The organism is Bradyrhizobium sp. Kon58 (genome assembly GCF_055807455.1).
On record NZ_JBVVOT010000003.1, the window covers coordinates 269,539 to 282,152 of the forward strand.

A 12,614-nucleotide genomic window follows, 5' to 3' on the forward strand; every position below is an offset into this window, starting at 1 on the left:
AAAGTTCAATCGGTACATGGACTTGGCTACTGTGCATGGGGTTGTTTTCGCGTTTTTTGTTTTAGGGGGGCCCTGTTGCCGAGACCGCACACGTCCCGGCTTTCGCATCTCCCCTCGGTTGCCAACGAACGCCCGTTCACCCACTATCGTCTCCGACTCGACATTTGGGGGATCGATGCCGGCGTTCCGTTTCAAGAAATCTTTCGCTGCTGCGATCATGGGGATGGCCCTGGCCGTCCTGATCCACCCGGGTGAAGGCTTTGCCTACTCCCAGGAGGAGCAGCAGGCCTGCACCCCCGATGCGATGCGGCTGTGCGGCGAGTTCGTTCCGAACGTCGACGCCATCACCGCCTGCATGATCCAGAAGAAGTCGCAGCTCTCGCCGCAGTGCCGGGCCTTCTTCCGGCCGGGACCGGAGCCGGGCATGGCGGCGGCGCCCCGCGCCGGCAAGCCGACCAGCATCGCGCCCAAGAACTCGGCCCGGACGGCGAAGAAGAGCACCAAGCCGGCCAAGAAGAAGAAAGCCAGCGAAGGCTGAGCGCGGGCACCGCGTTCCCTTTTTGAAACTCGATCATGCCCGCGGCCACAGCGCGCAGTGCGTTTGACGTCCCGGGCATTTGCGTGTCCGGCTCCTCGTTCGCTCGCCCCTTGAGTCAAACTGACCCAGGCATCAGCCCCGCACCAGCCACCGGACTCCTTTTGTTCGCCTCCGCGTGCGGACGCTTGCGACAATTGCGATCATGTGGGGATGGAAACGAGTCGCGAAACGGATTGCGCGGCGAGGTTGCATCCCATTTTTTCCCGCCGGACTGCTCAATAAATGCACGATTGCCGGCGTGAAGCCGTCGTCGCACGCAGCAGTGTGACTCAAAAGCCAACGCGCTTTGTTATTTCATGGCGCCAGCATAACTTATGATAAATTTTTCTTTCCCGAATCACCGCGGTGATTCATTTTCGCCGCCTGGGGTCAATCTGGAGGCAGAGGTATGAACGTTATTGTTTTTGCATCGCGTAAAGGTGGCTCAGGCAAGAGTACGCTGGCCGCGCATCTCGCCGCGCAGATCAAGGCGACCAAGCCGATCCTGCTCGTCGATGCGGATCCGCAAGGCTCGCTCACGCTGTGGCACAAGCTGCGTGGCACCAACGAGCCGCCGATCAAGTCCGCGGTGAACTCGGTCAGCGGCATCGTCTCCGCTGCCAAGCGCGACGGTTATGAATGGGTGTTGATCGACACGCCGCCGAACCTGTCGGCCGTCGTCGACGACGCCATCCGCAATGCCACCATGGTGGTGATTCCCGCCCGCCCCGGCGTGTTCGACGTCAACGCGGTGCAGGAAACCATCCAGATGTGCCGTGCGGCGCGCAAGCCCTACGCGGTCGTGCTCAACGGTGCGCCGGCGCGCCGCGACGAGTCCGAAAGCCCGATCGTCACCATCGCCCGCGAGGCGCTGGCGAAGTTCCGTGCTCCGGTGTGGGGCGGCCAGATCACCAACCGTTCGGATCTGCTGATGGCGTTGAGCCACGGCGAAGGCGCGCGGGAATATCAGGCCGAGAGTCGTGCGGCTCAGGAGATCGCAAGGCTGTGGGCGGCGATCGAACGTTCGGTGAAGGCTATTCGCGGCACGGCGTCGGCTTCCGGCGCAATGCACAAGCAGGCGGCGTAATTTTTCATAAATCATTCCCCGGACGAAAAACGCGCGGACCTCCGCGCGTTTTGCGTTTTTGGGAAGATGACTTGCCGCTAGGCGACCATCAGCATGTAGAACACGATCACCGGCGACAGAGTGAGGATCACCGACCAGATGCCGGCGGCCCAGAGAATGTCCTCGGTGGTGAAGCCCTGCTCTCCAGCGTCGTAATGCGACGCCATCTCGTTATGACTATTCACAAACGCCCCCGCGATTTCTTCGCTTTATGGGCATGAACGCTACGTGAGATATTTTAAAATTCCGGGTCGCAGTTTAGCGCGCTTTTGAACACAGCTGCTACCACGGATTAACCATCCGGCCGCGCGCTTCCATCACGCCAGCCAGACCCGAAACACCAGCACCGGCATCAGGCCGAGCATCACCGCCCAGAAGCCGAACGACGACACCACCACAATTCCCCGCAAGAAATCAGCGGACGCGAACATGTCTGCCGCCGTTGGGCGGATGCGCTGCCCCATGATCATTCCCCCATTTGAAAAGACTTTGAATGAAGACGATAGGCGCGATTGCGTAAACGAGCCGTGGATGCCCCATGCGGCAGCAGCGAAGGCCGTTGGGGCGCGGTTAACCACGGGCACGCTCTCTCACTCCCTCTCCCCGTTCTTACGGGGAGAGGGTGGGGGTGAGGGGCTATCTCCACAAGCACATTGAGAGTCGGACCCGCGGAGACTCCCCCTCACCCGCCGCGCTTCGCGCATCGGCCTCTCCCCGCAAGCGGGGAGAGGCGAAAGAACAGCTACGCCGCGACTTGCATGCGTCGCTCGATCTCGCGGTCGAGCTGGACGGCGAGTTCGCTGCCGATCTCGACCATCGGCAGGCGCACTTCGGGGCTGTCGATCAGACCCGTGCGCCACAGCCAGTATTTTGCCGGCGCGGGACTGGGCTCGGTGAACAACAGGCGCGTCAGGTCCGCGACCTCCTGCCAGCGCGCCAGCGCCGCATCATGGTTGCCGCGCTTCAGCTCGGCATGAACAGCCGCAAACGTCGCGGTCTCGAGATGAGCTGACAGCACGATGCCGCCGTCAGCGCCGTCGCTGAGCGCCTCGAAATAATTCGCATCCTCGCCGGTCAGCACGCGAAAGTCCGAAGGCCTATCGCGCAGCAGCGCGATGGATTGCTCGCGGCTCGCACCGCAATCCTTCAGGCCGATGATGTTCGGATGCCCGGCAAGCCGCAGCAGCGTCTGGTTGCTGATGTTGACCGAGGTGCGATAGGGAATGTTGTAGAGCGCGAGTGGCCAGGCGGCGTGATCGGCGAGCGCCTCGAAATGCGCCAGCAACCCGCGCTGCGACGGCCGCACATAATACGGGCTCGCGATCAGATAACCGTCGATCGGCCAGTCCGCGGTCGCGTCGAGACGCTCCTTCAGCCGCGAAGTGTCCGCGCCTGAAAGTCCGAGGCAGATCGGAATCTTGCTGTGGCCGGTGGCCAGCTCGTCGCGCACGATGGCGACGAGGCGTTCGAGCTCGGCGTCGCGCAGCGTCATGCCTTCACCGGAGGTCGCCCCCAGGATGAAGCCGTCGACGGCCGGTCCGCTGTAATGCCGTGTCAGCCGGCGCAGCGACCTCTCGTCGAGAGCGCCGTCGCGAAACGGCGTCACCAGCGGCAGCCAGAGCCCGTGCAAATGTTCCTGTAGTCCGGTCATGTTCCATCTCCTTCTCGGGAAAAACCTGAGACGAGGGCACATGAAAAAACCCCGTCCAGGCGGCGGGGTTTTCGAAGTTTCGGCTCGCGATGACGAAGGCTGTTAGCGCGCGCAAAAATCCGAGGTCCCCAGATGGGGGCCTTTTTTCGAGGCGACTGCCTGCGAGGAGATTGCGCACGACTTCGTGATCATTCGCAAATGATGCGGGGTAAGCATGGAACTGTCAACACACGTGGAGGGCGAAGGCCGAATCCGTCAAAAAAAAGCCGGGCTCGATCGAGCCCGGCTTAAGGTATTGGCCACGTGAGGCCGACACAATCACCTTCCAAGAGGGATTACTGAACTCCCGCGCCACTGGAGGAGGGGGACAAATGCGCAACGCGAAGGCTCAGCATGTAGAGATTATGGGCTAGCTTCGCGCCATGCATCAAGCGTCCAAGCCGCATGTCAGACATGCGGAAATCAGGACGGCCAGCGCTGCGCCTTGCTCACCACGAAGTCGCGGAACACTTGCACGCGCGCGACCGTCTTCAGCTCTTCCGGATAAACAAAATACGTATCGAGCTGGATCGAATCCGATTCGCCGAACAGCTGCACGAGGCGGCTCTGCTCTTCGATCAGATAGTCCGGCAGCGCCGCGATGCCGAGGCCCTGCTGACAGGCGCGGACGAGGCCGAGAATGTTGTTGACCCTGAAATAGGCTTCGCGCGGACCCGAGCCGTTGCGCCCCGCTTCGACCAGCCAGTTGCGGTTCTGGAGATGCGGCGCGAAGTTGCCGTCGGAGAGCGTGATGATGCGGTGGGAGTCGAGCTCCTCCAGCGTGCGCGGCGTGCCGAAGCGCTTGATGTAATCGGGCGAGCAATAAGCGTGGAAGCCCATCGCGAACAGCTTGCGCTGGATGAGATCCGGCTGCGTCGGCTTGCGGGTGCGGATCGCGACGTCCGCCTCGCGCATCGACAGGTCAAGCTCCTCGTCGGTGACGATCAGCGAGATCCGGATTTCCGGATAGAGCGCGGTGAATTCGCCGAGCCGGGGGATCAGCCAGTTGATGCCGACGCCGGGCGTGGTGGTGATCTTGAGATCGCCGCTCGGCCGCTCGCGGCTGTCGGTCAGTTTCGCGCGCGCCGCCTGCAGCTGCATGAACACGTCATGAGCGGTGCGGAACAAGAGGTCGCCCTGTTCGGTGAGGATCAGGCCACGGGCGTGGCGGTGGAACAGCGAGACCGAGAGCTCCTGCTCCAGTGCCGAGACCTGGCGTGACACCGCCGATTGCGACAGGCCGAGCTGCTCGCCCGCGTGCGTGAAGCTGCCCGCTTCCGCCGCGGCGTGAAACACCTTCAGCTTGTCCCAGTCCATATCCGTAAATCCGTCGCGTGTTCTTGCCATGATGTCTATTCCGCTGCCGCGCGCTCGCTGGCGCGCAGGGCCAAAAATCGTTCCGCCTCGAGCGCTGCCATGCAGCCGAGGCCGGCCGCCGTCACCGCTTGACGATAGGTCTCGTCGGCGACGTCGCCGGCGGCGAACAGTCCGGGGACCGAGGTGGCGGTCGAGTTCGGGGCGACCTCGACATAGCCCGACGGTTTCAGCTTGATCTGTCCCGCCACGAGTTCGGTCGCCGGGGCGTGCCCGATGGCGACGAAGACGCCGTCGGTCGGCACATCGGTCAAGGCGCCGGTCTTGACGTTCTTCAGCCGCACATGGGTGACCTTGTTCGGGTTCTCGGTGCCGCAGATTTCGTCGACGGCTGAGTCCCAGACCACCTTGATCTTCGGGTGCTTGAACAGACGCTCCTGCAGGATGCGTTCGGCGCGGAAGTGATCGCGACGATGCACGATGGTGACCTGCGAGGCATGGTTGGTGAGGTACAGCGCTTCCTCGACCGCGGTATTGCCGCCGCCGACCACCACGACGTCCTTGTTGCGGTAGAAGAAGCCATCACAGGTGGCACAGGCCGAGACGCCGCCGCCCTGGAATTTCGCTTCGGACGGCAGCCCGAGCCAGCGCGCCTGGGCGCCGGTGGCGAGGATGACAGTGTCGGCGAGATAGACGTCACCGCTATCGCAGGTCAGGCGAAAGGGTCGCTGCGAGGTGTCGAGCTTGGTCACCAGATCGGTCTTGATCTGGGTGCCCACATGCAGCGCCTGCTTCTCCATCTGCTCCATAAGCCAGGGGCCTTGGATCACGTCGGCGAAACCAGGATAGTTCTCGACGTCGGTGGTGATGGTGAGCTGGCCGCCCGCCTGGATGCCCTGGATCAGGATCGGCTCGAGCATCGCGCGCGCGGCGTAGATCGCCGCCGTGTAGCCGGCGGGGCCGGAGCCGATGATGACGACCTTTGCATGGACAGCGGCGGACATTTCGACAGATGCCTTTCACGGGGGACTGCAGCGCGGGCGCGGAACGTGCCGGGAGGCCTCGCGGAGGCGCTGAAATATCAGAGGTAATCTAAGCCTTCTGGTGAGCTATGCAAGAATTGCATTCCCTGTCGGCGGATTTTTCCAACAGGGAACAAAAGTCGATTGCGCTGCACGCGCAATAAAATTGCGCCGAGTGCGCGGTCTGGGCTATGAGGATTGCGACAGACCCACCAATACCGCCGTAAAGGCCAGGAGTTCCAATCACGTGTCGCGGAACCTAGACGAGATCGACCTGAAAATTCTCACCGAGATTCAGGCCGACGGTCGAATCACGAATGTCGAGCTGGCCAAGCGCGTCGGCATTTCGCCACCGCCCTGCCTGCGCCGAGTCCGGGCGCTGGAGGAGGAGGGGTATATCCATGGCTATCGCGGGCTCTTGGACGCGCGCAAGCTCGGCTTCGACGTCACCGTGTTTGCCGCAGTGCACCTCTCCAGCCAGGCCGAGGCCGATTTGCGCGCCTTCGAGGAGTTCGTCCGCGCCGAGCCGCTGGTGCGCGAGTGCTGGATGCTGTCGGGCGAAGTCGATTTCATCCTGAAATGCGTCGCACCCGACATGGCCACCTTCCAGGATTTCGTCACCCATTTGACCGCCGCCCCGCACGTCCGCAACGTGCGGACGTCGCTGGTGCTGCACAATTCGAAATACGAGGCGGCCGTGCCGCTCGATGTGAGGGGAAGAAGGTAACGTCTCCTCCGTCATTGCGAGCAACACGCAGATACAAAAAAGGCCGCGCAGTGCGCGGCCTTTTCAAATCACACGCAACGGCGAATCGTTACCGCCACTCCACCTTGGTGATCTCATAAGCCTTGGCGCCGCCGGGTGCGTTGACCTCGACGGTTGAGCCCTTCTTCTTGCCGATCAGCGCGCGCGCGAGCGGCGAGGTGATGGAGATGCGGCCCTTCTTGGCGTCGGCCTCGACCTCGCCGACGATCTGCCACACCGTCTTCTTTTCGGTGTCCTCGTCGACCAGCGTCACGGTGGCGCCGAACTTGATGGTGTCGCCGGACAGCTTCGAGATGTCGATGATGTCGGCGCGCGCGAGCTTGTCCTCGAGCTCGGCGATGCGGCCTTCATTGTGGGACTGCTCTTCCTTCGCGGCGTGGTATTCCGCGTTCTCCGACAGGTCGCCGTGCGAGCGCGCCTCGGCGATATGCTCGATGATCCGCGGACGGTCCTCCGACTGGCGCTTCTTCAGTTCTTCCCCGAGCGCGGCAAAGCCGCCCGCAGTCATCGGTACCTTTTCCATCTCTTCTCTCGTCCTTCGGTCGCGCGCGCCCTGACATGTCAACGCGCACGCAACTTGATTCGTCAGTCTGTCCGGGGGCTCAACGCGCGTGCCGCCGAACGTTCATATGGGCTTGGCGCCGGAACAGAACAACCATATGGCCGGACAGTTCCTCCGGTCATAGTGGCTTCATCGCCAATCACTTAGCGGAAGGTTGGGCCTCCCGCTCGCGATCAGGTTTCCGAAAAGTAGCTCTGCAGGGTCCGAACCTCAAGGTCCCCGCCCAGATAGGCGCGGATGCCCTGCGCGGCCGCCACGGCCCCGGAAAGAGTGGTGTAATACGGTACTTTATGCAAGAGGGCCGCGCGCCGCAACGAACGGCTGTCGGCGAGCGCCTGCGGGCCCTCGGTGGTGTTGAAGACGAGCTGGACCTCGCCATTGGTGATGGCGTCGACGATGTGCGGCCGGCCCTCCAGCACCTTGTTCACCTTCTCGGTCGGGATGCCCTGGTCGGTCAGGAAGCGGGCCGTGCCCGACGTCGCCAGCACCTTGAAGCCGAGCGAATGCAGCTCGCGAACGGCCTCGGTGATGCGCGTCTTGTCGCTCTCGCGGACCGAGACGAACACCGTGCCCTTGCGCGGCACCCGCGTGCCGCCGCCGAGCTGGCTCTTGGCGAACGCCACCGCGAAGGAGCGATCGATGCCCATGACCTCGCCGGTCGAGCGCATCTCGGGGCCGAGCACGGTATCGACGCCGGGGAAGCGGGCGAACGGAAACACCGATTCCTTCACGCCGACATGATCGAAGTTCGCCTTCTTCAGCTTGAAATCGGCAAGCTTCTCGCCGGCCATGATACGCGCCGCGATCTTCGCGACCGGCGTACCGACCACCTTGGCGACAAAGGGCACCGTGCGCGAGGCGCGCGGATTGACTTCGAGCACGTAGATCTCGCCGTCCTTGATGGCGTATTGCACATTCATGAGGCCGACGACGTCGAGGCCGAGCGCCAGCTCGCGGGTCTGCCGCTCCAGCTCCCCGATCATCTTGTCGTCCAGCGAGTGCGGCGGCAACGAGCAGGCGCTGTCGCCGGAATGGATGCCGGCTTCCTCGATGTGCTCCATGATGCCGACGATGAAGGTGTCCTTGCCGTCGCAGAGGCAGTCGACGTCGATCTCGGTCGCGTCGGACAGATAGCGGTCGAACAGCAGCGGATTCTTGCCGAGCACGGTGTTGATCTGGCCGGTCTTGTCGTTCGGGTAGCGCGCCTTGACGTCCCCCGGCACCAGCTCCGGCAGCGTGCCGAGCAGGTAATCGCTGAGCTGGTTCTCCTCGCGGATGATTTGCATCGCGCGGCCGCCGAGCACGTAGGACGGGCGCACCACCAGCGGCAGGCCGAGATCGGTCGCGACCAGGCGCGCTTGCTCGACCGAATAGGCGATGCCGTTCTTGGGCTGCTTCAGCCGCAGCTTGTCGAGCACCCGCTTGAAGCGGTCGCGGTCTTCCGCAAGGTCGATGGCGTCGGGCGAGGTGCCGAGGATCGGCACTTCGGCGGCTTCCAACGCACGCGCGAGCTTGAGCGGGGTCTGGCCGCCGAACTGCACGATTACGCCGTGAAGCGTACCGTTGGTGCGTTCCTTCGCGATGATCTCCAGCACGTCCTCGGCGGTGAGCGGCTCGAAATAGAGCCGGTCGGCAGTGTCGTAGTCGGTCGACACCGTCTCCGGGTTGCAGTTGACCATGATGGATTCGTAGCCGGCGTCGTGGAGCGCGAAGCAGGCGTGACAGCAGCAATAGTCGAATTCAATGCCCTGGCCGATGCGGTTCGGGCCGCCGCCGAGGATGATGACCTTCTTCTTGTCGGACGGCGAGCTCTCGTCCGCAGGCGCGCCCGCGAACGGCGCCTCATAGGTCGAGTACATGTAGGCGGTGGGCGAAGCGAACTCGGCCGCGCAGGTGTCGATGCGCTTGTAGACCGGGCGAACGCCGAGCGCGTGGCGCTTCGCCGTGACCTCGGCCTCAGTCGTCTCCGCGATCACCGCGAGCCTGGCATCGGAGAAGCCCATGGCCTTGAGCGTGCGCATGCCGAAGGCGTTGCCCGGCAGGCCGTTCTTGCGGACCTTCGCTTCCATCTCGACGATGCCGCGCATCTCGCTGAGGAACCACGGATCGATCTTGCAGGAATTGAAGATCTCCTCGTCCGACCAGCCGAGCCGCATCGCCTGCGCGACCTGGAGCAGCCGGTTCGGCGTCGGCGTGCCCAGCGCAGCGCGGATCGCATTCTTGTCGTCGTCGCGGCCGAGACCTTCGATCTCGATCTCGTCAAGGCCGGTGAGGCCGGTCTCGAGCCCGCGCAAGGCCTTCTGAAGGCTTTCCTGGAAGGTGCGGCCGATCGCCATGACTTCGCCGACCGACTTCATCGACGTGGTCAGCGTGGTGGAGGCACCGGGGAATTTCTCGAATGCGAAACGCGGCACCTTGGTGACGACATAGTCGATCGTCGGCTCGAACGAGGCCGGCGTGGCGCCGCCGGTGATGTCGTTGGCGATTTCGTCGAGCGTGTAGCCGACCGCAAGCTTGGCGGCGACCTTTGCGATCGGAAATCCAGTGGCTTTCGAAGCCAGGGCGGAGGAACGCGACACGCGCGGATTCATCTCGATGACGACCATGCGGCCGTCCTCGGGGTTGACGCCGAACTGCACGTTGGAGCCGCCGGTCTCGACGCCGATCTCGCGCAGCACCGCCAGCGAGGCGTCGCGCATGATCTGGTATTCCTTGTCGGTCAGCGTCAGCGCCGGCGCCACCGTGATGGAATCGCCGGTGTGCACGCCCATCGGATCGAGGTTCTCGATCGAGCAGACGATGATGCAATTGTCTTTCTTGTCGCGCACCACCTCCATCTCGTACTCTTTCCAGCCGAGCACGGATTCTTCGATCAGCACTTCGTTGGTAGGAGACGCATCCAGGCCGCGCTCGATGATGTCGAGGAACTCTTCCTTGTTGTAGGCAATCCCGCCGCCGGTGCCGCCCATGGTGAAGGACGGGCGGATGATCGCGGGCAGGCCGATCTCGGAGAGCGCCATCAGCGCCTGGCCGAGCGCATATTCCTGATAGCGCTTGCGGCGGTCGCTCTCGCCGAGCGTCCACTGCCGCTCCAGCTCTGCGAGCTCCGCGCCTGATGCCTTTGCGCGATCGGCCTGGTACTTGTCGCGGAAGGACTTCTTCAGGGCGGAGGCGTTGGCGAGCCGCGACTTCGGCGTCTCGAGCCCGATCTTGGTCATGGCCTCGCGGAACAGCTGGCGGTCCTCGGCCTTGTCGATCGCATCCGCGGTCGCGCCGATCATCTCGACGTCGAACTTTTCCAGCGTGCCTTGCTGGCGCAGCGAGAGTGCGCAGTTCAGCGCGGTCTGTCCGCCCATGGTCGGCAGCAGCGCGAAGCCGCCGGGAATGACGTGCCGTTCCTTCTCGATGATTTTCGCGACGATCTCGGGCGTGATCGGCTCGATATAGGTCGCATCGGCCAATTCCGGGTCGGTCATGATGGTGGCCGGATTGGAATTGACGAGGACGATGCGATAGCCCTCTTCCTTCAGCGTCTTCACCGCCTGGGTGCCCGAATAGTCGAACTCGCAGGCCTGGCCGATCACGATGGGACCGGCGCCGATGATCAGGATGGTGGTGATGTCTGTACGTTTGGGCATCAACTCTCGCCGAAGTGGAATTTGGGCACAAAAAAAGGGCGCGCCTGCTGCGCGTCCCTTTGGCCGAGAGCGCGGTGGTCCCCCCTCGCGCGCGGGGTGGGTCTTAGACCAGTTTTCAGGGCGGCGAAACCCCGAAAAACGCCCATCAACCGGCAATTTTGACCGGTTTTGGCCGGGCCTGCCAGCCGCGGGCGAGATGGACCAGAAGAGCCGCCGAAACGCTCAATCCGCCGACCCAGCCCAGATCCGCCGGGCTCCACGCCGCGAGCACGGCGCCGCCCACGGCTCCGCCGATCGCAAAGCCGAGATACATGGCCGAGGCGTTGAGTGAGAGCGCGATCATCGAGGCCTGCGGCTCGATCCGGATGATGCTGGCGACCTGAGCCGGGTAGAACGCCCATCCCGAGATGCCCCAGAGGAAGATCGCGCCCAGCACCGCATAATGCGCCTGTCCCGGCATCAGCTTCAGGACCAGCGAATGCAGGATCAGCGCGCTGGCCATGCCGGCAAGCCCGAGACCTGCTGTCGCGAGCGTGCCGAGCCGGTCGGCGAGGACGCCGCCGAGCATGTTACCGATCGCGGCGGCGCCGCCGAACACCAGCAGCGCGAGGCTGATCTGCGAGGCGTCGAATCCAAGGCCGCGCAGCGGGATCGCGAAATAGGTGAACACGGTGAAGCCGCCGAGCGCCCATAAAATCGTGATCAGAAGCGCCGTCAGGACATTGCGGTGACGCGCCACCGCCAGCCGATCGCTGAGCGAGGCCGTGTTGCGCGGCAGGCCGCGGGGCAGGCCGAGCAGGAGGCCGGCGAGCGCAACGGCGCCGATCAGGGCGACCATGGCAAAGGTCGCGCGCCAGCCGAGCAGGCTGCCGACGAGATTGCCGAGGGGAACGCCGATGACGGTCGCAACTGTGAGGCCTGAGGTGACCAACGCCACCGCACGGCCGCGTCGCTCCGGCGCGGCGACGGCCACGGATACGGCCAGCGCGGTCGGCATGCACAGCCCGGAGCCCAGCGCCATCAGCATGCGCGAGGCCAGCAACAAGGCGTAATTCGACGCCACCATCGCCGCGAGGTTTCCGGCAATGAAAGTCGATAGCGCCAGGGCCAGCACGGTGCGGCGGTCGATATTGTTCAGCGTCACCGCCAGGATCGGCGAGCCGACCGCGTAGGTGAGGGCGTAGGCCGTGACCAATTGCCCGGCGGCGGGCACGGAAATCGCCAGGTCGGTTGCGATCGACGGCAAAAGCCCAGCAATGACAAAGCCTTCCGTGCCGATCGCAAAGGCCGCCAGGGCCAACCAGAATACGCTCATTAGGAAAGTCCTATGTTCAACGTTTATTGAACTATCAATGGGACCGGATCGGGAGTCAATTGGTTCAAGAACTATTGAACATCGAGGCCATTTCGCTATGATCGGCAGACCATGAGCCGCACGCCTCCCCACCCCACCCGCGAGCAGATCGAACTGCCGATGGTCCTGGATTGCCTGAGCGATCCGATCAGATTGGCGATCGTGTACCAACTCGCGCAGCAGGACCATGTCAGCGGCGAGCTGTGCTGCGGCGATTTCAACGGGCTCAGCGGCAAGTCGAATCTGGCCTATCACTTCGCCAAGCTACGCGAATGCGGCCTGATGCAGACCCGCGTCGCCGGCACCAACCGCTTCGTGCGGCTGCGCCGCGACGATCTGGACGCACGCTTCCCGGGTCTGCTTGATGCAGTGATCAGCTCGGCCGCCAAGGAGGCGGACCGGTTGCAGCTGCTGTCGGAGCGCGATGTGGTTGAGGCTGATTGAGGATTGGGCGGCCAGTCCGTCTTCGCTTGCGCTTCGCTCCAGCTACGCCGGACACGCTTCGCCCCTGCGGGCCTCGCGTGGCTGCGCCACGCGTAGCCCCGTGAGGGGCGAAGCGTGGAGA

At 63.8% G+C, this 12,614-nt stretch carries 12 protein-coding genes; 4 read left to right on the top strand and 8 right to left on the bottom strand.

The annotated features are described in order from the left end of the window. Positions 1-175: 175 nt before the first annotated feature. Together AC0L20_RS07725 and AC0L20_RS07730 are read left to right on the top strand one after the other, a co-directional pair. Positions 176-538 carry a hypothetical protein gene (locus tag AC0L20_RS07725; RefSeq protein ID WP_473288054.1) on the top strand — a complete coding sequence of 121 codons (363 nt, stop codon included), beginning with the start codon at positions 176-178 and terminating at the stop codon, positions 536-538. 448 nt (positions 539-986) lie between these two features. Continuing rightward, complete coding sequence (locus tag AC0L20_RS07730; RefSeq protein WP_007596685.1) at positions 987-1,664, top strand: ParA family protein; 678 nt, start codon at positions 987-989, stop codon at positions 1,662-1,664. A 77-nt stretch (positions 1,665-1,741) separates the two neighbouring features. Here AC0L20_RS07730 and AC0L20_RS07735 read toward each other — a convergent pair whose 3' ends face one another. The 5 genes from AC0L20_RS07735 to trxB all read right to left on the bottom strand — a co-directional run bounded on the left by AC0L20_RS07735 (position 1,742) and on the right by trxB (position 5,711). Continuing rightward, positions 1,742-1,888: a hypothetical protein gene (locus AC0L20_RS07735; RefSeq protein WP_473288207.1), complete on the bottom strand. Its 147-nt coding sequence runs from the start codon at positions 1,886-1,888 to the stop codon at positions 1,742-1,744. Positions 1,889-2,020: 132 nt separating this feature from the next. Next, the gene (locus AC0L20_RS07740; protein ID WP_473288055.1) at positions 2,021-2,287 is read right to left on the bottom strand and encodes a hypothetical protein; all 267 of its coding nucleotides are present in this window, start codon (positions 2,285-2,287) and stop codon (positions 2,021-2,023) included. A 158-nt stretch (positions 2,288-2,445) separates the two neighbouring features. After that, complete coding sequence (locus tag AC0L20_RS07745; protein ID WP_473288056.1) at positions 2,446-3,354, bottom strand: 4-hydroxy-tetrahydrodipicolinate synthase family protein; 909 nt, start codon at positions 3,352-3,354, stop codon at positions 2,446-2,448. A 462-nt stretch (positions 3,355-3,816) separates the two neighbouring features. Beyond that, positions 3,817-4,740, bottom strand: coding sequence for a LysR family transcriptional regulator (locus AC0L20_RS07750; RefSeq protein WP_007614700.1), 924 nt, complete (start codon positions 4,738-4,740; stop codon positions 3,817-3,819). Positions 4,741-4,745: 5 nt separating this feature from the next. Beyond that, positions 4,746-5,711, bottom strand: coding sequence for a thioredoxin-disulfide reductase (gene trxB, locus AC0L20_RS07755; RefSeq protein WP_354169327.1), 966 nt, complete (start codon positions 5,709-5,711; stop codon positions 4,746-4,748). A 265-nt stretch (positions 5,712-5,976) separates the two neighbouring features. On the opposite strand from trxB, the gene AC0L20_RS07760 reads away from it, so the two are divergent. Continuing rightward, entirely contained in the window at positions 5,977-6,456 is a 480-nt protein-coding gene (locus AC0L20_RS07760) for an Lrp/AsnC family transcriptional regulator (protein WP_007596676.1), read from the top strand. A gap of 88 nt (positions 6,457-6,544) precedes the next feature. Here the strand turns inward: AC0L20_RS07760 and greA are convergent, their stop codons facing one another. The 3 genes from greA to AC0L20_RS07775 form a co-directional block, all read right to left on the bottom strand. Beyond that, positions 6,545-7,018: a transcription elongation factor GreA gene (greA, locus tag AC0L20_RS07765; protein WP_007596674.1), complete on the bottom strand. Its 474-nt coding sequence runs from the start codon at positions 7,016-7,018 to the stop codon at positions 6,545-6,547. Positions 7,019-7,230: 212 nt separating this feature from the next. Continuing rightward, positions 7,231-10,695: a carbamoyl-phosphate synthase large subunit gene (gene carB, locus AC0L20_RS07770; protein WP_473288057.1), complete on the bottom strand. Its 3,465-nt coding sequence runs from the start codon at positions 10,693-10,695 to the stop codon at positions 7,231-7,233. 145 nt (positions 10,696-10,840) lie between these two features. Then, positions 10,841-12,010 carry an MFS transporter gene (locus tag AC0L20_RS07775; protein ID WP_473288058.1) on the bottom strand — a complete coding sequence of 390 codons (1,170 nt, stop codon included), beginning with the start codon at positions 12,008-12,010 and terminating at the stop codon, positions 10,841-10,843. Positions 12,011-12,121: 111 nt separating this feature from the next. Between AC0L20_RS07775 and AC0L20_RS07780 the strand changes: the two genes are divergently transcribed. Further along, complete coding sequence (locus AC0L20_RS07780) at positions 12,122-12,493, top strand: ArsR/SmtB family transcription factor (protein ID WP_473288059.1); 372 nt, start codon at positions 12,122-12,124, stop codon at positions 12,491-12,493. Positions 12,494-12,614 lie beyond the last annotated feature (121 nt).